20 protein-coding genes are annotated in these 18,784 nt (G+C 65.4%); 12 read left to right on the plus strand and 8 right to left on the minus strand.

Translation table 11 applies throughout. The annotated features are described in order from the left end of the window. Positions 1-35 precede the first annotated feature (35 nt). Positions 36-1,142: a DNA polymerase III subunit beta gene (dnaN, locus tag AC1DX2_RS22055; protein WP_477198567.1), complete on the minus strand. Its 1,107-nt coding sequence runs from the start codon at positions 1,140-1,142 to the stop codon at positions 36-38. Between the two features lie 295 nt (positions 1,143-1,437). Continuing rightward, positions 1,438-2,850: a chromosomal replication initiator protein DnaA gene (dnaA, locus tag AC1DX2_RS22060; protein ID WP_477198568.1), complete on the minus strand. Its 1,413-nt coding sequence runs from the start codon at positions 2,848-2,850 to the stop codon at positions 1,438-1,440. A 213-nt stretch (positions 2,851-3,063) separates the two neighbouring features. Here dnaA and rpmH point away from each other — a divergent pair, with 213 nt between their 5' ends. The 7 genes from rpmH to AC1DX2_RS22095 all read left to right on the plus strand — a co-directional run bounded on the left by rpmH (position 3,064) and on the right by AC1DX2_RS22095 (position 8,766). Further along, the gene (gene rpmH / locus AC1DX2_RS22065; RefSeq protein ID WP_027101598.1) at positions 3,064-3,198 is read left to right on the plus strand and encodes a 50S ribosomal protein L34; all 135 of its coding nucleotides are present in this window, start codon (positions 3,064-3,066) and stop codon (positions 3,196-3,198) included. A gap of 63 nt (positions 3,199-3,261) precedes the next feature. Further along, positions 3,262-3,666, plus strand: a complete 405-nt coding sequence (locus AC1DX2_RS22070; RefSeq protein WP_477198708.1) for a ribonuclease P protein component — start codon at positions 3,262-3,264, stop codon at positions 3,664-3,666. A gap of 5 nt (positions 3,667-3,671) precedes the next feature. Next, positions 3,672-3,947 (plus strand): membrane protein insertion efficiency factor YidD, encoded by a 276-nt coding sequence (yidD, locus tag AC1DX2_RS22075; protein WP_477198569.1) that lies wholly within the window; start codon positions 3,672-3,674, stop codon positions 3,945-3,947. Next, positions 3,944-5,692, plus strand: a complete 1,749-nt coding sequence (yidC, locus tag AC1DX2_RS22080) for a membrane protein insertase YidC (protein ID WP_477198570.1) — start codon at positions 3,944-3,946, stop codon at positions 5,690-5,692. The genes yidD and yidC overlap by 4 nt, the downstream gene beginning before the upstream one ends. Positions 5,693-5,800: 108 nt before the next feature. Further along, positions 5,801-7,198: a tRNA uridine-5-carboxymethylaminomethyl(34) synthesis GTPase MnmE gene (gene mnmE / locus AC1DX2_RS22085; protein ID WP_477198571.1), complete on the plus strand. Its 1,398-nt coding sequence runs from the start codon at positions 5,801-5,803 to the stop codon at positions 7,196-7,198. A 116-nt stretch (positions 7,199-7,314) separates the two neighbouring features. After that, complete coding sequence (locus AC1DX2_RS22090) at positions 7,315-7,806, plus strand: Crp/Fnr family transcriptional regulator (protein ID WP_477198572.1); 492 nt, start codon at positions 7,315-7,317, stop codon at positions 7,804-7,806. A gap of 195 nt (positions 7,807-8,001) precedes the next feature. Beyond that, a complete protein-coding gene (locus AC1DX2_RS22095; RefSeq protein WP_477198573.1) occupies positions 8,002-8,766 on the plus strand; it encodes a hypothetical protein in 765 nt (254 codons plus the stop codon). 59 nt (positions 8,767-8,825) lie between these two features. Here AC1DX2_RS22095 and AC1DX2_RS22100 read toward each other — a convergent pair whose 3' ends face one another. Together AC1DX2_RS22100 and AC1DX2_RS22105 are read right to left on the minus strand one after the other, a co-directional pair. After that, entirely contained in the window at positions 8,826-9,380 is a 555-nt protein-coding gene (locus AC1DX2_RS22100; protein WP_477198574.1) for an adenine phosphoribosyltransferase, read from the minus strand. A 79-nt stretch (positions 9,381-9,459) separates the two neighbouring features. Continuing rightward, positions 9,460-11,445, minus strand: coding sequence for a cation:proton antiporter domain-containing protein (locus AC1DX2_RS22105; RefSeq protein ID WP_477198575.1), 1,986 nt, complete (start codon positions 11,443-11,445; stop codon positions 9,460-9,462). A 45-nt stretch (positions 11,446-11,490) separates the two neighbouring features. Between AC1DX2_RS22105 and AC1DX2_RS22110 the strand changes: the two genes are divergently transcribed. The 4 genes from AC1DX2_RS22110 to AC1DX2_RS22125 are packed head-to-tail and all read left to right on the plus strand — an operon-like array spanning position 11,491 to position 14,489. Further along, a complete protein-coding gene (locus AC1DX2_RS22110) occupies positions 11,491-12,492 on the plus strand; it encodes a KpsF/GutQ family sugar-phosphate isomerase (protein ID WP_477198576.1) in 1,002 nt (333 codons plus the stop codon). Beyond that, positions 12,492-13,046, plus strand: a complete 555-nt coding sequence (locus tag AC1DX2_RS22115) for a KdsC family phosphatase (RefSeq protein ID WP_477198577.1) — start codon at positions 12,492-12,494, stop codon at positions 13,044-13,046. Before AC1DX2_RS22110 ends, AC1DX2_RS22115 begins: the two co-directional genes overlap by 1 nt. Before the next feature lie 25 nt (positions 13,047-13,071). Continuing rightward, positions 13,072-13,689 (plus strand): LPS export ABC transporter periplasmic protein LptC, encoded by a 618-nt coding sequence (gene lptC / locus AC1DX2_RS22120; RefSeq protein WP_477198578.1) that lies wholly within the window; start codon positions 13,072-13,074, stop codon positions 13,687-13,689. A 17-nt stretch (positions 13,690-13,706) separates the two neighbouring features. After that, positions 13,707-14,489 carry an SDR family oxidoreductase gene (locus AC1DX2_RS22125; RefSeq protein WP_477198579.1) on the plus strand — a complete coding sequence of 261 codons (783 nt, stop codon included), beginning with the start codon at positions 13,707-13,709 and terminating at the stop codon, positions 14,487-14,489. Positions 14,490-14,542: 53 nt separating this feature from the next. On the opposite strand, the gene AC1DX2_RS22130 is transcribed toward AC1DX2_RS22125, so the two are convergent. Continuing rightward, positions 14,543-15,028: an RNA recognition motif domain-containing protein gene (locus tag AC1DX2_RS22130; protein ID WP_477198580.1), complete on the minus strand. Its 486-nt coding sequence runs from the start codon at positions 15,026-15,028 to the stop codon at positions 14,543-14,545. 309 nt (positions 15,029-15,337) lie between these two features. Between AC1DX2_RS22130 and AC1DX2_RS22135 the strand changes: the two genes are divergently transcribed. Next, on the plus strand, positions 15,338-15,874 hold the full coding sequence (locus AC1DX2_RS22135; RefSeq protein ID WP_477198581.1) for a RidA family protein: 537 nt from the start codon (positions 15,338-15,340) through the stop codon (positions 15,872-15,874). A 17-nt stretch (positions 15,875-15,891) separates the two neighbouring features. Here AC1DX2_RS22135 and AC1DX2_RS22140 read toward each other — a convergent pair whose 3' ends face one another. From AC1DX2_RS22140 to AC1DX2_RS22150, 3 genes are all read right to left on the minus strand, one after another. Beyond that, a complete protein-coding gene (locus AC1DX2_RS22140) occupies positions 15,892-17,499 on the minus strand; it encodes a flavin monoamine oxidase family protein (protein ID WP_477198582.1) in 1,608 nt (535 codons plus the stop codon). Between the two features lie 32 nt (positions 17,500-17,531). Beyond that, entirely contained in the window at positions 17,532-17,942 is a 411-nt protein-coding gene (locus tag AC1DX2_RS22145) for a c-type cytochrome (protein ID WP_477198583.1), read from the minus strand. A gap of 151 nt (positions 17,943-18,093) precedes the next feature. Further along, positions 18,094-18,549, minus strand: coding sequence for an RNA recognition motif domain-containing protein (locus AC1DX2_RS22150; RefSeq protein ID WP_477198584.1), 456 nt, complete (start codon positions 18,547-18,549; stop codon positions 18,094-18,096). Between the last annotated feature and the right edge of the window lie 235 nt (positions 18,550-18,784).

Consider the following 18,784-nt stretch of genomic DNA (forward strand, 5'->3'; position numbering starts at 1 on the left):
GGCGGGTTGCACAGGGCTGCCGACTGGCAGCGCCGTCAGATGCGCATTGGCATCACCACGTACTTGAAGGCCGGGTTGTCGGGGATGGTGAACAGCGCCGAGCTGTTGCCATCGGACAGCTCCAGCTTCACCATCTCCTGCGTCATGTTGCCCAGGGCGTCGATCAGGTAGGTGACGTTGAAGCCGATTTCTATCGCGTCGCCGCCGTAGTCGATGTCCAACTCATCCACCGCCTCTTCCTGCTCGGCATTGTTGGAGGCCACGCGCAGCGTGCCAGGCTCCAGGTTCAGGCGCACGCCCTTGAACTTGTCGCTGGTCAGGATGGCGGTGCGCTGCAAGGTGGCCAGCAAGGCCGCGCGGCCCAGCGTGACGCCGTTCTTGTGGTTCTTCGGGATCACGCGGTTGTAATCGGGGAACTTGCCCTCCACCAGCTTGGTGACAAACTCCATGCCGTCGAAGGCAAACTTGGCCTGGTTGCTGGCGAACTGCATCTCGATCGCGCCATCAGCGTCCGACAGCAGGCGCTGCAGCTCGATCACCGTCTTGCGCGGCAGGATGACCTCTTGCTTGGGCACTTCCACGTCCAGCGTGGCTGAGGCAAACGCCAGCCGGTGGCCGTCGGTGGCCACCAGGCTCAACTTCTTGCCTTCGGCGACGAACAGGATGCCGTTGAGGTAGTAGCGGATGTCGTGCACCGCCATGGCAAAGGACACCTGGCCGAGCAGGTCCTTCAGCGTCTTTTGCGGCACCGAAAACACCGGGCCGAAATTGGCCGCTTCCTGCACCAGCGGAAAGTCCTCGGCCTGCATGGTCTGCAACGTGAACTTGCTTTTTCCCCCCTTGAGGATCAGCTTGCTCTGGCTGGACTCCAGCGACACCGTCTGGTCCGACGGCATGGTGCGCAGGATGTCGATCAGCTTGCGCGCGCCCACGGTGGTGGTGTAGTTGCCGCTGTCGCCAAACAACTCGGCGGTGGTGCGGATCTGTATCTCCAGGTCGCTGGTGGTGAACTGCAACGCGCCGCCGGTCTTGCGAATCAACACATTGGCCAGGATCGGCAGGGTGTGCCTGCGCTCGACGATACCCGACACCGATTGCAACACCGCGAGAACTTTTTCCTGGGGAGCCTTCAAGACAATCATGTCAACCTCTTCATTAATTTCTTTAATTTAAATTAGTGGTAGTAGTAGAGGGGCACGGCTTTGTGTGGACAAGCCGCATTTTCCCCTTTTTTTTCAATGACTTGGACAAACTTGAAGGCTGTGCGCAGGCCCGTATCGCGGTGTACCCGCTGCAGGGATAACTTGGCCGGTCTGCCCGCCCCTGTGGATAACTGGCCACTTGTGCCGAAACTATCCCCAGGGTTGTCCTGGCTGCCTGCTGGCTTGCTGAAATGGGCCCTTGTTTCGTCAGTTGCGTCATGCCGTGATTTCCCGTTCAGCCCTTCAGGGTCTGTTCCAGCACGTGCAGTTGCTGGTTCAGCTCGGTCAGTTGCTGGCGTTCGCCGCCGATCTTGCGCACCGCGTGCAGCACCGTGGTGTGGTCGCGCCCGCCGAACAGTTCGCCAATCTCGGGCAGGCTCTTCTGGGTCAGTTCCTTGGCCAGGTACATGGCGATCTGGCGCGGCCGCGCAATGCTGGCGGGGCGCTTCTTGGAGTACATGTCCGCCACCTTGATCTTGTAGTAGTCGGCCACGGTCTTCTGGATGTTCTCGACCGAGATCTGGCGGTTCTGGATCGACAGCAGGTCTCGCAAAGCCTCGCGCGCCAGCTGGATCGAGATGTCCTTCTGGTTGAAGCGCGAATAGGCCAGGATCTTGCGCAACGCGCCTTCGAGCTCGCGCACGTTGGAGCGCACGTTCTTGGCAACGAAGAAGGCCACCTCCTCCGGCATGTCGGCACCTTCCAGCCGGGCCTTGTTGATCAGGATGGCCACGCGCAGCTCCAGTTCGGGCGGCTCGATGGCCACCGTCAGCCCGGAGTCGAAACGCGACACCAGGCGCTCGTGGATGTCGGCCAGGCCCTTGGGGTAGGTGTCGCTGGTCATCACGATGTGGGACTTCTTGGCCAGCAGCGCCTCAAAGGCATTGAAGAATTCTTCCTGCGTGCGGTCCTTGTTGGCGAAGAACTGCACATCGTCGATCAGCAGCAGGTCCAGCGAGTGGTAGCGCTCCTTGAACTCGTCAAAAGTCTTGCGCTGGTAGGCCTTAACCACATCGGACACGAATTGTTCCGCATGGATGTAGAGAACCTTGGAATTGGGCTTGTCGGCCAGCAGCCGGTTGCCCACTGCGTGCACCAGGTGGGTCTTGCCCAGGCCGACGCCGCCGTAGATGAACAACGGGTTGTACAAATGCCCCGGCATGGTGGCCACGTGCATGGCGGCGGCGCGTGCCATGCGGTTGGCTGTGCCCTCCACCAGGGTGTCGAAGGTCAGGCCGGTGTTGAGGCGGTTCTTGGGGCCGGCGGGGGCGCTGTCTTCGGCCAATTCGCTCGGTTCATCCAGTGCGGGAAACTCCGACGCTGGCCGGACGCTCACAGATTTTCTGGCGCTTTCTCTGAGAGCAAGCGCTAACTCAACAGTAATGGGCTGGCCGTAGATCTTCTCCAGCAGCGCGGAAATGCGGTTGCTGTACTGGGCCCTGACCCAGTCCAGCTTGAAGCGGTTGGCGACAAAAATGGTGACCTTGCCGAAGTCGTCGGTGACCTCGGCCGTCAGGGGCTTGATCCAGGTATTGAACTGTTGTTCAGGCAGTTCCTGCGCCAATTGGTCCACGCAGGTTTGCCACAGGCTCTGGCCAGCGTTGGCTCCCGTCTCGGCCGGGTTGCCGCTGTGTTGTCCCTCGGTCATTCTGGGTATCGCTGTTGTGGATAGTTATCGCTTTGCGGTCCGTTGGATTGTAATTTATCAAGAATTTATCCACACGCCCGCCGGCGCTCCCGGCAGTTCTCATCTTACCGCTTAAATCCGCGCCAAGGCATTGCCGGAATTGAATAAATTTGCGATAATCATGGGTTTCCCTGATTGTGTTCGGGGTGAACTGAACCTTCCAAGGACATCAACATGAAACGCACTTACCAACCTTCCAAAGTCCGCCGCGCGCGTACCCATGGCTTCCTGGTCCGCATGAAGACCCGTGGCGGCCGTGCCGTGATCAACGCCCGCCGCGCCAAGGGTCGCAAGCGCCTGGCAGTCTAAGCCGCTTGTCGCTGCTCCCGCACGCGCACCCCGGCCCGTGAACCGTTCGTGCGCCGTGCCAACGTGCAGCGACTGAAGACACGAGCCCAGTTTCAAGCGACGCTGGCGGGTGCAACAGTGGCCAAGACGGCGCATTTTGCCTTGCACCGCGCCAATTTGCCCGCGCCGCAGCCAGGTGCCGAACCCTTGTTTGGCACGCTGGACGTATGGCTGGGCGCCATGGTGCCCAAACGCTGGGCGCGCCGCGCGGTCACGCGCAACACCATCAAACGTCAGGTCTACGCCGTGGCCAGCTTGTTCGAAGCCCAGCTTCCCGCAGCGGCGCACGTGGTGCGCTTGCGCCAGGGCTTTGACCGTGCGCAGTTCAAGAGCGCCACGTCCGAGCCGTTGAAGCAGGCCGTGCGGGCGGAAATCCTCCAATTGCTGAAGCACGCCGGCGCCGCATTGCCTGCGGGCGCGGCGCGGTGACGGCCATGCTCAAGGCCTTGCTGCTCGCCCTGATACGCCTGTACCGGTTGACGCTCAGCCCCTGGCTGGGCTCGGCCTGCCGCTTCGAGCCCACCTGTTCCCTCTATGCCATGCAGGCGCTGGAACAGCACGGCGCTGGCGTGGGCAGCTATTTGACGGTGGCACGCCTGGCACGCTGCCACCCCTGGTGCCGTGGTGGCGCCGACCCTGTGCCCGAGACCGCGCCGCGTCTGTTTTCCTCGCTGGTTTCTCCTTCCTCTACCAAGAAGTCCTCTTCATGAACGATATCCGCCGCACCATCCTGTGGGTGATTTTTGGCTTTTCCCTGGTGCTGCTGTGGGACCAATGGCAGATCCACAATGGCCACAAGGCGACGTTTTTCCCGGCCCCGGTGAAGCAGGCGCCTGCCGCCAGTGCGCCTGCCAGCGCCGCCGCGGCCGCGGCCAGCACGGCCGCCAACAGCGGCGTGCCCACCACCACGGCGACCGCCGCACTGGGTGGCGTGCCGACCGCCGCAACGCCCGCGGCAGGCACCACGCCGTCCGCCGAGACCGCGCCGGCCGTGCCGCGCCAGAGCCTGCAGATCAGCACCGATGTGCTGCGTCTGACCTTCGACAGCGAAGGCGGCTCACTGGTGCAATCCGAGTTCCTGAAGCACGCGGATGCCGACGACAAGAAAAAGCCCCTGGTGCTGCTGGAGCGCAGCGCCACGCGCAACTACGTGGCGCAAAGCGGCCTGATCGGCACGGCCGCTGCCGGCGCCGGCCTGCCCAACCATGCCACGGGCATGCTGGTGCTGCCCGGCGAACGCGTCCTGAAGGACGGCAGCAACGAGCTGGCCGTCAAGTTCGAATCGCCCGAGGTGGGCGGCGTCAAGCTGGTCAAGACCTACACGCTCAAGCGCGGCAGTTACGTGATCAACGTGCGCCATGAGGTGGTGAACAACGGCACCGCCCCGGTGACGCCCGAGCTGTACCTGCAACTGGTGCGCGACGGCAACAAGCTGCCGGGCGAGTCGTCCTTCTATTCCACCTTCACCGGCCCGGCGGTCTACACCAGCGCCCAGAAATACCAGAAGGTGGAGTTCAGCGACATCAAGAAGGGCAAGGTGGACATTGCCCCCGAGTCCAACGACGGCTACATCGCCATGGTGCAGCACTACTTCGCCAGCGCCTGGATACTGCCCGACGGCGTGAAGCGCAAGCTGCAGGTGCAGGGCTTCAACCCTGGCCTGCCGGTGCCCGACTGCTGCTACCGCGTGGCCATGGTGGCGCCGCTGGAGTCCATTGCCGCCGGCGCCAGCAAGGCGGTGGACGCGCAACTGTTCGTCGGCCCGCAAGAAGAAAAGGTGCTGGAAAAAATCACCCCCGGCCTGGAACTGGTCAAGGACTATGGCTGGACCAAGATCCTGGCTGAGCCGCTTTACTGGCTGCTGGACAAGCTGCACGGCATGATCGGCAACTGGGGCTGGGCCATCATCATGCTGGTGGTGCTGTTGAAGGCGGCGTTCTATTGGCTCAACGCCAAGGCCTACGCCAGCATGGCGCGCACCAAGCTGGTCAACCCCAAGATCATGGAAATGCGCGAGCGCCTGAAGGACAAGCCGCAGCAGATGCAGCAGGAGATGATGCGCATCTACCGCGAAGAGAAAATCAACCCGCTGGGCGGCTGCCTGCCGATTTTCGTGCAGATTCCGGTGTTCATCTCGCTGTATTGGGTGCTGCTGTCCAGCGTGGAAATGCGCAACGCCCCCTGGGCGCTGTGGATACACGACCTGTCCGCGGCCGACCCCTACTTCATCCTGCCGCTGGTGATGACCGGCACCACCGTGCTGCAGACCTGGCTGAACCCGACGCCGCCGGACCCGATGCAGGCCAAGATGATGTGGATCATGCCGCTGGCCTTCAGCGTGATGTTCTTCTTCTTCCCGGCCGGCCTGGTGCTGTACTGGATCACCAACAACGCGCTGTCCATTGCGCAGCAGTGGTTCATCAACAAGCGCCTGGGCGCGCTTGGCATGAAGTAAATGGCCCCCACGGTCGCTCACTTCGTGTAGCTCCCTGCCCCTCGAGGGGGCCGCAAATCCCCTTGGGGCGGCCCGGCGGGGATTTATCCCGCAAGTTACGATGCCCCTATGCTGGCGCGCCACCAAGATCCCATTGCCGCCGTCGCCACCGCCCCCGGGCGCGGCGCGGTGGGCATTGTGCGGGTCAGCGGCCGGCAACTTGCGCCGCTGGTGCAAGCGTTGTGTGGGCGGGCGCTGAAACCCCGCGAAGCCACCTACCTGCCCTTTCTGGACGAACAAGGCCAGGCGATTGACCAGGGGCTGGCGCTGTACTTCCCGGCGCCGCACTCCTTCACCGGCGAAGACGTGCTGGAACTGCAGGCCCACGGCGGCGCCGTGGTGCTGCAACTGCTGCTGGCGCGCTGCCTGCAGGCCGGCGCAGCACAGGGGCTGCGTGTGGCCGGCCCGGGGGAATTCAGCGAGCGCGCTTTCCTGAACGGCAAGATCGACCTGGCCCAGGCCGAGGCCATTGCCGACCTGATAGATGCCAGCACCGAGGCCGCTGCGCGCAGCGCCAGCCGCTCGCTGGCGGGCGACTTCTCGCGCGAAATCCACGGCCTGCGTGACGCGCTGATCCACCTGCGCATGCTGGTGGAGGCGACGCTGGACTTTCCCGAGGAAGAACTGGATTTCCTGCAGCAGGCCGATGCACGCGGCCAGCTCGACGGCCTGCAGCAGCGGTTGGTGCAGGTGTTGCAACACGCGCGCCAGGGCGCCCTGCTGCGCGAAGGCATCAAGGTGGTGATCGCTGGCCAGCCCAATGCGGGCAAGAGCTCGCTGCTGAACGCGCTGGCGGGTGCCGAGCTGGCCATCGTCACGCCGATTGCCGGCACCACCCGCGACAAGGTGCAGCAAACCATACAGATCGCAGGCGTGCCCATCCATGTCATAGACACTGCCGGCTTGCGCGACAGCCAGGACGTCGTGGAGCAGATGGGCATCGCGCGTGCCTGGGACGAAATCCGCGCCGCCGATGTGGTGTTGCTGCTGCATGACCTGACACGCGCCGGCGAGGCTGACCATCAGCAGGCGGACGCAGAGATCCGACGCCGCCTGTCGGAACACCTGTCCAGACAGGTGCCGGTGCTGGACGTCTGGAACAAGGCCGATGCCGCGGCTGACCCCCCTGGTCTGCCTGCGGCACCCCAGGACGCCGACAGTTTGCTGTTGTCGGCCAAGACCGGCCTCGGCCTGGAGGCGTTGCGCCAGCGTCTGCTGCACCTGGCTGGCTGGCAGGCCGCGCCCGAGGGGGCCTACATCGCCCGCGAACGCCATGTGCAGGCGCTGCGCCGGGTGGGCCAGCACCTGGACCAGGCGCAGGCGCTGCTGACCAGCCGGCAGCCGGCGCTGGACCTGCTGGCTGAGGAGTTGCGGCTGGCGCAAAACGCGCTCAATGGCATCACCGGCGAATTCAGCTCGGACGACCTGCTGGGTGTGATCTTCTCCAAATTCTGCATAGGCAAGTGATGTGGTCGCCTCTTGCCTTGGGGCGGCCCGGCGGCAAAACAGGCCCCCATGGCCGCTCACTTTCGCGCTTTAAGCCGATTGCCGGATCGCCGCAAGCAGGGTAAATTGCGGGTTGTATGAGTTCACCCTACCTCACGCCCCAGGCCAACAAGATCGGCACGCTGATGGCGGCCTTCGCCGCCAACCTGACGGAAGACGCATTGCACCGCATGCTGACACCGGCACAGTGGGAAATCATCGCCACTTACATGCAGCCTTTCGGCCTGCCGCAGGGACAGTTGCTGATCACCGAGGGCTCGACGGACCGCACGCTGTATTTCATCGAGTCCGGCAGCGTCAGCGTGCACTTCGAGGACGATGGCGGCAAGGTGCACTTGGCCATTCTCGGCCCCGGCTCGGCGGTGGGCGAAGGCAGCTTCTTCTCGCAGGCGCCGCGCAGTGCCACCGTGCAGGCGGTCGGCGGCTGCGCGCTGTGGGCGCTGAACCCGATACGCTTTGCCGAGTTGTCCAACCGGCAGCCGGGGGTGGCATTGGCGCTGTCGATGGCGCTGGGCGCACTGATCTCGCGGCGTTTGGTCCATCAACGGCGGCGTACGGCAATAACGTAACTGGCCCCCACGGTCGCTCACTGCGTGTGCTCCTTGCTCCCCGAGGGGGCCGCAAATCTCCTTGGGGCGGCCCGGCGGGGATTTCACCTTGGCGTTTGGGAGTTGTAAGCCAATGTGCGTGCTTGAACGCCAGGGCCGGCGGCGGTTACACTGCGGCCAATGCCCAGGACTCGCCGCGTCTTATGAAAGAAGCACATGTCCATCTTTGACTGGTTTTCACGCAAGACACCGTCCAAGTCCGCTGCTGCGGAAAGCTCGGGCCTGGGCCACGTGGACCCTACCGTGCCGCTGGCCGGTGCGCGCGGGGCTTCCAAGATGGCCCTGCCGCCCGGCACCGCCACCCCTGCCAACCGCAAGACCGAGCGGCTGGAGCGGCGCGAGTTGCTGTACAAGGTGGTGCGTGATGCCATGACGCGGGCTGGCGTGCTGTCGGCCAGCTACAAGTTCAAGGTGCTGTCGCTGGACCAGCACGGCCGCCAGTACCTGATCATGGTGGATCTGGCCAATGAATTTGCCGGCGCCACCGCCCGGCTGGCCGAAATCGAAGCGCTGATCGCGCAAAGCGCCAAGACACGGCACGAGATTCTGGTCACCGCCGTGTACTGGCGCGTCAACGAGACGGTCACCGCCGGCCTGTCGCGCTCCACCGCCGTGCCGCTGACCCCAGCCACCCGGCCGCCGGCTCCTGCGGTGGCCGTGGCCGTGGCGGTTGCCACCCCGGCAGTGCCGCTGTCGCCAACGGGCCAGCGCTTCGAGCCGCTGCAGGCCGAGGAGATGCTGGCTTTCAAGCAGGCGCTGGCCAGCGTGACGCCGCCACACGTGCCGGTGGCCGATCCGGGCCAGTTGGTCAGCTCAGGCCGGCGCAACCCGGTGGTACCAGACTTCGAGGACACCGAGATGAATCCGCCGGGGGAGCGGCAGTCGCCGCTGAGCGGCACGCAGTACGGCGATTTGCACTGAGTCCCTGGCCCCGAGGGGCCGCAAATCCCCTTGAGGCGGCCCGGTGGGGATTTGTTTGCTCAGTGTCCCGCGAAGTCCACCAAGGTGAACAGCGGTAGACCGGCTTCGCGCAGTTTTTGCGATCCACCCAGCTCCGGCAAATCCACAATAGCTGCGCCTTCGGTGACGGTGGCGCCGAGCTTTTCCAGCAACTTCTTGCCGGCCATCATGGTGCCGCCGGTGGCGATCAGGTCGTCGATCAGCAGCACGCGGTCGCCCTGCTTCACCGCGTCGGTGTGCAGCTCCACCGTGGCGCTGCCGTATTCCAGCTCGTAGGTTTCTTCCACCGTGGTGAACGGCAGCTTGCCCTTCTTGCGTATCGGCACGAAGCCGACGTTGAGCTCATAGGCCACCACCGAGCCCAGGATGAAGCCGCGCGCGTCCAGCCCGGCCACCACATCGGGGCGCATGGCGGGGTCCATGTAGCGGTGCACGAAGGCGTCGATCAGCACCCGAAACACCTTGGCGTTTTGCAGCAGCGGCGTGATGTCGCGGAACTGCACGCCCGGCGCCGGCCAGTCGGGCACGGTGCGGATGTTCTGGCGCAGGTAGTCGTTGATGCTGAGGTTTTGCATGGCAGGCGGAAATTGGCGCAGCCGCTATTGTGACCGCTGGATTGGCCCCCACGGTCGCTCCCTGCGTACAGCTCCCCGTTCAGCCGCGCAGCAGGCTTTCCTGCGCCAGCGAAATGGCCTCGGCCAGGCCGCTGAGCACCAGCGTGTCGGCGCCCTGCAGCGGCGTGTCGGGGCTGGTGGTCACCTTGGCGCCGTTGCTGCGCCGCAGACTGACCACGCGCACATTCAGCGCCGCCAGCTCCAACTGGCCCAGCAGCTTGCCCACCGAGCCGCCGGCAGCGGGCAGCGTCAGCGTGGCCAGGCGCTCGGTCTGCAGGTCGTCCACGCTGTCGTCGTCGGCACCGTGGAAATAGCCGCGCAGCATGCTGTAGCGGGCGTCGCGCTGGTCCTGCACCACCCGTATCACGCGGCGCATGGGCACGCCCACCAGCGCCAGCGCGTGGCTGGCCAGCATCAGTGAGCCCTCGATGGCCTCGGGCACCACCTCGGTGGCGCCGGCCTGCTGCAGCCGCTCCAGGTCGTGGTCGTCCTGGGTGCGCACGATCACCGGCACCTGCGGCGCATGCGCGCGCGTGTGGCTGAGCACCTTCAGCGCGCCCGGCACGTCCAGGTAGGTCACCACCACCGCGCTGGCGCGCGCCAGGCCGGCCGCCATGATGGCCTGCAGGCGGGCGCAATCGCCAAACACCACCGTGTCGCCGGCGGCGGTGGCCTGGCGCACGCGGTCCGGGTCCAGGTCCAGCGCGATGTAGGGGATCTGCTCCTGCTCCAGCATGCGCGCCAGGTTCTGGCCGCAGCGGCCGTAGCCGCAGATGATCACGTGCTTGTTGGCGCCGATGGCCTTGCGCGCGATGGTGGTCATCTGCAACGACTGTTGCAGCCACTCGCTGGACACCAGCTTCAGCACGATGCGGTTGCTGTACATGATGATGAAAGGCGTGGCCAGCATGGACAGCACCATGCTGGCCAGTATCGGGTTCAGCAGTTCGGGCGCCAGCAGCTTGTTCTGCTGCGCCAGCGCCAGCAGCACGAAGCCGAACTCGCCGGCTTGCGCCAGGTACAGGCCGGTGCGCAGCGACACGCCGGCGGTGGCGCCAAAGGCGCGCGCCAGCGCCGTCACCATGCCGGCCTTGAACAGCACCGGCAGCACTGTCAACCCCAGCACCAGTGCCCAGTGACTGAGCACCAGCCGCCAGTCCAGCAACATGCCGATGGAGATGAAGAACAGGCCCAGCAGCACATCGTGGAACGGCCGGATGTCGGTCTCCACCTGGTGCTTGTACTCGGTCTCCGAGATCAGCATGCCGGCGATGAAGGCGCCCAGCGTCAGGCTCAGGCCCGCCATTTCGGTCAGCCAGGCCAGGCCCAGCGTGATCAGCAGCAGGTTCAGTACGAACAACTCTTCGCTCTTGCGCCGTGCCACCAGCGTCAGCCACCAGCGCATCACCCACTGGCCGCCCACCAGCAGCACGGTGATCAGCGCCGCCGCCTTCAGGGCGGCGAAGGCCAGCGCGGAAATCAGGTTCTCTTCGGAGGCCCCCAGCGCCGGGATCAGCACCAGAAAGGGCACCACCGCCAGATCCTGGAACAGCAGCACGCCCATCACCCGCTTGCCGTGCTCGGATTCCAGCTCCAGCCGCTCGGACATCAGCTTGACCACGATGGCCGTGCTGCTCATGGCCAGCGCGCCGGCCAGCGCCACCGCGGACTGCCAGGACATGTGCCACAGCGTGGGCGCCATGGCCGCCAGCGCCAGCGACGCCACAATGGTGCCCGCCACCGTCAGCAGCACCTGGTACACCCCCAGGCCGAACACATGCTTGCGCATGGCGCGCAGCTTGGACAGGTTGAACTCCAGCCCGATGACGAACATCAGGAACACCACGCCGTATTCGCCCAGATGCTGCACTGCCCCGGAGTTCTGCGCCAGCCCCGCCGCATGGGGGCTGAGCACCACCCCAACGCCCAGGTAACCCAGCATCGGCGGCAGCTTGGCCACCCGGCACACCACGACACCCAGCACTGCGGCCAGCAGGTACAACAGCGTGAGTTCCAGCGCGTTCATGGCCACATACTAGCAAGACGTGCGCCCGCCTTTAGAATGGCACGCATGTTTGCACGCCCCCACTCGCCGGCGCCGTTCGACGCTGCGCAGGCGCTGCGCCTGGCGCAGGAAACCTTTGACATCGAGGCGGCCGCCGTGCTGGGCCTGAAGCAGCGCGTGAACGAGTCTTTCGCCCGTGCAGTGCAAATGGTGCTTCAGGTGCAGGGCCGGGTGGTGGTGCTGGGCATGGGCAAGAGCGGGCATATCGGTCGCAAGATCGCCGCCACGCTGGCCTCCACCGGCACGCCGTCCATGTTCGTCAATGCCGGCGAGGCCAGCCATGGCGACCTGGGCATGATCACCGCGGTGGACCTGGTGCTGGCCATTTCGAACAGCGGTGAGACGGAAGAGTTGACCGCCATCCTGCCGGTGTTGAAACGCCTGGGCGTGCCGTTGCTGGCCATCACCGGCAACCCGCAGTCGGCGCTGGCGCGCCATGCCGACGTGGTGCTGGACAGCAGCGTCGAGAAAGAGGCCTGTCCGCTGAACCTGGCGCCGACAGCCAGCACCACCGCGCAGCTGGTGCTGGGCGACGCGCTGGCGGTGGCGCTGCTGGACGCGCGCGGCTTCAAGTCCGAAGACTTCGCCCGCTCCCACCCTGGCGGCGCATTGGGGCGCAAGCTGCTGACCCATGTGGCCGATGTGATGCGAGCCGGTGACGCCATTCCGAAGGTCGGCCCCGACGCCGGCTTCAATGAGTTGCTGCGTGAGATGGGCGCCAAGGGCCTGGGTGCTGCCGCCATTGTGGGCGACCAGGGCAATGTGCTGGGCATCTTCACCGACGGCGACCTGCGCCGCCTGATTGCGCAAGGGCTGGACCTGCGCGCCATGCGCGCCAGTGAGGTGATGCACGCCGCGCCGCGCACCATCGCCGACGACGCGCTGGCGGTGGAGGCGGCCGAACGCATGGAACAGCACCGCATCACCGTGCTGTTGGTGCTTGACGGCGCTGGCCGCTTGTGCGGCGCCATCAGCAGCAACGACCTGATGCGTGCCAAGGTGATTTGATGGTCATGACCACGCCGGCGCTCCAGTTTCCCCCCGAGTTGCTGCTCAAGGCCCAGGGCATCAAGGTGGCGTTTTTTGATGTCGACGGTGTGCTCACCGATGGCGGCATCTACTACGCCGAGCAGGGCGAGACGCTGAAGCGTTTTTCCACCCTGGACGGCCAGGGCCTGAAGCTGCTGCAGCGCGCCGGCATCACGCCGGTGGTGATCACCGGGCGCGATTCCAAGCCGCTGCGCACCCGCCTGGGCAACTTGGGGTTGCAGCACGCGCACTATGGCACCGAGGACAAGCGCCCGGCCGCGCAACGCACGCTGGACGCGCTGGGCCTGGACTGGTCGCAGGCCGCCGCCATGGGCGACGACTGGCCCGACCTGCCGGTGATGCGCCGCTGCGCACTGGCCGTGGCCCCCGTCAACGCCCATGCCGAGGCCAAGGCCGCCGCGCATTGGGTGACCCCGCTGGCCGGTGGTTTTGGCGCTGCACGCGAGTTCTGCGATCTGTTGCTGGTGGCCAGTGGCCACTACGCCACGCTGCTGCGGGAGATCGAGGCTTGAGCGTGCAGTGCTGCAAGGGTATCCCGTGAAAGGGCTGGTGCGCCTGGTCTGGGACCGGCTGTCTCTTTACCTGCCGGTGGTGCTGATGGCGGTGCTAGCCTTCGGCACCTATTGGCTGGTGCGCAGCACACCGGCGCTGTTCGCACCGGAGGCGAAAGCACTGGCCAAGCACGAGCCCGATTACTTCATGCAGAACTTCGCCGTGCGCAGTTTCGACGCCAACGGCCGGCTCAGGAGCGAGGTGTTTGGCGAGCAGGCGCGCCACTACCCGGACACCGACACGCTGGAAATCGACAAGGTGCGCATACGCTCATTCAACGATGCCGGCCGCCTGACCACCGCCACGGCCAACCGCGCGCTGACCAATGGCGACGCCTCAGAGGTGCAGTTGTTCGGCGACGCCACCGTGGTGCGCGAGGCCGTCACGGATGACAAGGGCCAGCAGGTGCCACGCACGGTGTTCCGCAGCGAGTTCCTGCACGCCTTCATGAGCACCGAGCGCGTGCGCACCCACAAGCCAGTGCAATTGCAACGCGGCAAGGACCTGTTCACCGCCGACGCGCTGGAATACGACAACCTGGACCGCGTGGTGCGCATGAGCGGCCGGGTGCGCGGCACCCTGGTGCCGGCCAACGCGCGCTGACACAGGAGGACCCCCGCATGGCCCACAGCAAGCTGGTTTTCATCACTGGGGCTTCCAGTGGCATCGGCCAGGCGCTGGCGCTGCGCTTCTACCAGGCCGGCTACGCGCTGGCCCTGGTGGCCCGGCGCACGCAGCAGATGCAGGACTGGGTGGCCGAGCAACGGTTGGCCGCTGAGCGTGTGGGTGTGTACGGCGCCGACGTGGCCAGCGTGCCCAGCATCCTGGCCGCCGCCGCCGACTGCCTGCAGCGCCAGGGCCTGCCCGATGTGGTCATTGCCAATGCCGGCATCAGCATTGGCGTGGATTCCAGCCTGCGCGAAGACATTGACGTCATTGCCCAGACCTTTGCCACCAACAACACCGGCATGGCCGCCACCTTCCAGCCGTTCATCACCGCCATGCAGCAGCGCGGCTCGGGCACCTTGGTGGGCATAGGCAGCGTGGCCGGCATACGCGGGCTGCCGGGCCATGGCGCGTATTGCGCCAGCAAGGCCGCGGTGATCGCTTACTGCGAATGCCTGCGTGGTGAGTTGCGCGGCAGCGGCGTGCGCGCCGTCACCCTCTGTCCCGGCTATGTGGCCACGCCACTGACCGAGAAGAACCGCTACAGCATGCCCTTCCTGATGCAGCCGCAGGACTTTGCCGAGCAGGCCTGGCGTGCCATAGAGGCCGGCGTCAGCTACCGCGTCATTCCTTGGCAAATGGGCGTACTGGCCAAGCTGCTGCGCCTGCAGCCCAACTGGTTGTTCGACAAGCTGCTGGCCGGCCGGCCGCGCAAGCGGCGCCAGACCGGAGACTGAAAAACAAAAGGCCCCTCACGGGGCCTTTGTGCTTGCAGGTTGGCCTGCCGGTTTCAGTAGCCGCTGCTGCCGCCACCCCCACCGCCATAACCTCCCCCGCCGCCACCGCCACCCCCACGGCCTCCACCGCGTGGGCCTGAGCCATACGGGCTGCGAAAGCCGCCGTCACCGCCGCCTCCGCCACCCCCATAGCCACCGGAGCGGCCACCACCACCGCCGCCTCCGCCATAGCCGCCACTGCGGCCACCGCCGCCGCCACCGCCGTAGCCACCGGTGCGCGGTGGACGGGGTTCCATCGGCCGCGCTTCATTGACCACGATGCTGCGCCCGCCCAGGGGCTGGCCGTTCATGCCGTTGATGGCGGCCTGGGCCTCGGCGTCACTGCCCATTTCCACAAAGCCAAAGCCCTTGGAACGACCGGTGTCGCGCTCCATCATCACCTTGGCGCTGGTGACCGAGCCAAACTGTGCAAAGGCCTGCTCCAGATCACCGTCTCGCACGGAGTAAGCCAGGTTGCCGACGTAAAGTTTGTTTCCCATGCAGGGACTCCTGATGAACAAAACAACCAGCGATGGAGTCCCAAAACGCCCTCAGCAATCCCCTGATTTCAACGATGCGCGCTTGACGAATCACCGCAAACCTGTGTGGCGTACAGCCGACACGGTTTTATTATGCGCACATCGCGACGCATCCGACAAGGGGGCGTATTGCGTGAAAATCGGCCAAAATTGTCAACAAATGTGCGAGAGGCGACATTCGAACCCGGTCGCGGCGAATGCCATGACAGTTGAGCGGCGCTGTCATATCCTCACGGCCTGCAACCACCATCCCATTTGGAGACTTTCACCATGCAACGCATCCCCCAAGTCCTGCGCGCCTCTCTGCTGGCCATGCTGGCCACCACTGCGGCCTGGCCCGCACTGGCCCAGGACAGCGGCAACGAGATCAAGCGCACCGGCATTCCGGGCTCGAACTTTCCCATCTCGCTGACCGTCAGCGTGCCGGCCCATGCCCGTTTCACGTATGTCGCCGGCACGTTGGCGGACGTGGCCGATGCCAATGCGCCCAAGGGCACGGTAGAGGCTTACGGCAATACCCAGACCCAGACCGCCTCGGTGCTGAAGAAGATCGAGAAGCTGCTGGCAGCCGAGGGCATGACGCTGGCGGATGTGGTGAAGGTCAATGTGTTCCTGGTGGGTGACCCCAAGCTGGACGGCAAGATGGACTTTGCCGGCCTGAACGCCGCCTATGGCCAGTTCTTTGGCAGCGCCAGCCAGCCCAACAAGCCGGTGCGCACCGCCTTGCAGGTGGCGGCCCTGCCCATGCCTGGTGGGCTGGTGGAAATTGAAGCGACTGCGGCGAAGGTGGAGCCGGCGAAGAAATAAGCGTTGCGCTGAGCCAGCTACGCGCTCATCAACCGCTGGTGAATGCGCGCGATCTGTTGCCAGGATGACTCGATGGCACCGGCCTGCCAGCCTGGCAGGTAGCTCATGTGCTCGCCGGCCAGCAGCGTGCGGCCCTCGCCCTCCCACAGCAGCGGGTAGGCGGTGGCACGGGCCTCGGGGCTCCATTCGGCCCAGCCGCCCAGGTTGTATTTCACGCGGTGCCAGGCCACCGAGAAGGCGGATTCGAAAGACTTGCGGTACTGGCCGGGGAAGATCTTCTCGCCCATGGCCAGCGCAAAGTCTGCCCGCTCCTGCAGGCTCAAGGCGCTGACTTCAGCCGCCTGGGGGCCGAAGTTGTAGTACCCCAGCAGCGTGCCCTTGCTGCCCTGCCAGTTGCTGGAGGGCAGCGAGATCAAATTGATGCGCGGGTCGCCTACCCACACATGGCCGCCATAGATGTGGTCGTCCAGCTCCCAGAAGCGGCGCTTCATCTGCAAGCCTATCTTGCACACCGGCGCATAGCTGGCCGCTTGCAATGCGGTGTTGAACTTGTCGGAAAAATCCGTCTTCACATGGCGCAGCACCGACAGCGGGATGGTGCACAGGCAGAAGTCGCCGGTCAATGTGCTCAAGGCGCCGCTGCGCACATCCTTCACCTGCACCTCCACCTTGCCGGGCAGGTTGCGCAGCTGTACCACCTCGGTGTGGTAGCGGATGTTGCGGCCCACGCGCTTCTCGAACGCCTTGGCAATCTGGTCCATGCCGCCCACCGGCTGCAGCATGGTGGCCTGTTGCTCGAACTCGTGCACCGAGTGGTAGATATGGCCCAGGCGCGACTGCAGCAGCTCGCCAAACGCCAGCGGGTCCGACGGCACACCCGCGCCAGGTTGCACACCGGCACCGGGTTTGACCTTCCAGCCGCGCCCGTCGGTGCCGCGGTAGCGCAGGTCCTTGCGCGACAGGAAGCCCTCATTGGCCAGGTAGTCGATCAGCAGCTCCTTGTCCTGCGCGCTGACCTGCTGGTCCATGCTGCCGCTCTTCAGTGTCTTGGCCAGCAACTCGTTGACGTAGCCGCGCATGTCGGCCTTGACCTCGAACTGGCGCAGCCGGCGGCCAGCCAGTGGCCCGGGCGAATCCGGGCTGTACACGTAGGCGGCGTCGTTGTCGTTGTTGAACAGCTCCAGCGGCACGTTGAAGGCGCTGGTGTAGTGCAAGGTGGATCGGTGGTTGAACGGGATGCGCCAGGGGCCGAAGTTGATGTACTGGCCCTTGTCAAACCGGCAGACCTGCTTCTCGCCGCCCAGTTCCTGCAGTTCCTTGCCGCTGCGCGCCGTCTGGCAGCGCCCACCGGCCAGATCACGCGCCTCGATCACTTTGCAGGCGTAGCCCAGCTTGCCCAGTTCATAGGCCGCCGTCATGCCGGCCAGGCCCGCGCCCAGGATCAGCACCGTCTTGCCCTTGCCGCTACCGGCCAGCACCGGTGGCGTGTCCTGCAGCGAGGCGATGTCCATGCCCCAGGCCTTCATGCTGGCCAACAGGAAGCCGCTGCCCCCCACCGCCAGCGCTTTCATCAGGAAGTCGCGCCGGCTGTTGCCGGTCAGGTCGTTGTCCAGTTCCTCGCGCATGCTGTCCTCCGCTGGGGTCTCAGTGGGTCTGCTCAGTGAATGTTGGTGGGCTTGTCCTGCCGGGCGGCTTCACCGCTGCCCGAAGCGCTGCGTACCGCCTGCACGTCCTGCGCGCTCACCGCGCCAGCCTGGTTGCCCCAGGACTGGCGTACGTAGCTGATGACCTGTGCCAGCTTGTCGTCGTCCATGCTGGCGGCAAAGGTGGGCATGCCGCCGCGTCCCTTCAGCACCACGGTGATCACTGCGCTGGCGTCCCCCAGCACGAAGCGGCTGCCTTTGAGCGCGGGAAAGGCGCCCTGGATGCCGGCGCCGCTGGCTTGGTGGCAGGCCGCGCAACTCTTGGCGAACAGCGTCTTGCCGTCTGGCTGCACCGATGTCTGGGCCCGCGCCGTCAGGGCCGAGCCCAGCAGCAGCGCGATCAACAAGGGCTTCATCATCGTCATGTTGGCGAGCATTCTCTCACGCACTTGGGCCCACGCCGGGGCGGCCCCATCGCCAGGCGCGGCGTGCCCGCGCAAGACCTTGCGAGCATGAAAAAAGGGCCCCGAGGAGCCCTTTCATGTGCGACCGGCGCAAGCGCCAGGCAGCAGTTGATCAGTAGCCGCCACGGCCACCGCCGCCGCCGCCATAACCGCCGCCACCGCCGCTGCGACCACCGCCGCCGCCGCCGTAGCCACCACCACCGCTGCGGCCACCGCCGCCGCCGTAGCCGCCACCGCCGCTGCGGTCACCGCCGCCGCCACCGCCACCATAACCGCCGCCACCACCGCCGCCGAAGCCGCCGGTGCGGGGGGGACGCGGCTCCATCGGGCGCGCTTCGTTGACGACCAGACCGCGGCCGCCGATTTGTTGGCCGTTCATGCCATTGATGGCGGCTTGCGCCTCAGCCTCGCTGGCCATTTCCACAAAGCCGAAGCCCTTGGAGCGACCGGTGTCGCGCTCCATCATGACCTTGGCGCTGGAAACGGAACCGTGAGCGGAAAATGCTTGTTGCAGATCCTCATCACGGAAGGAATAGGGCAGATTGCCCACGTAAAGTTTGTTGCCCACGAGAGGACTCCTCAAAATGACTCAAAACGCGATGGAGTCGATACCCGCAATCAACAAACCTTGAAATAAAGACCAAAGCAGACGCGAAACTGACTAATCACCGCAGACTTGTACTGCCGTTATCGGGCAATACGCGGCCATTATGTTCGAATTCACCCGCAAACAAAGCGATTTTTTGGCAAAACGCCCAATTTGGTGGTTTTTGCGCCTCAAAGGGCCGTTTTCCCCCGGTTTT

Source organism: Hylemonella sp. P2_B10 (genome assembly GCF_056404875.1).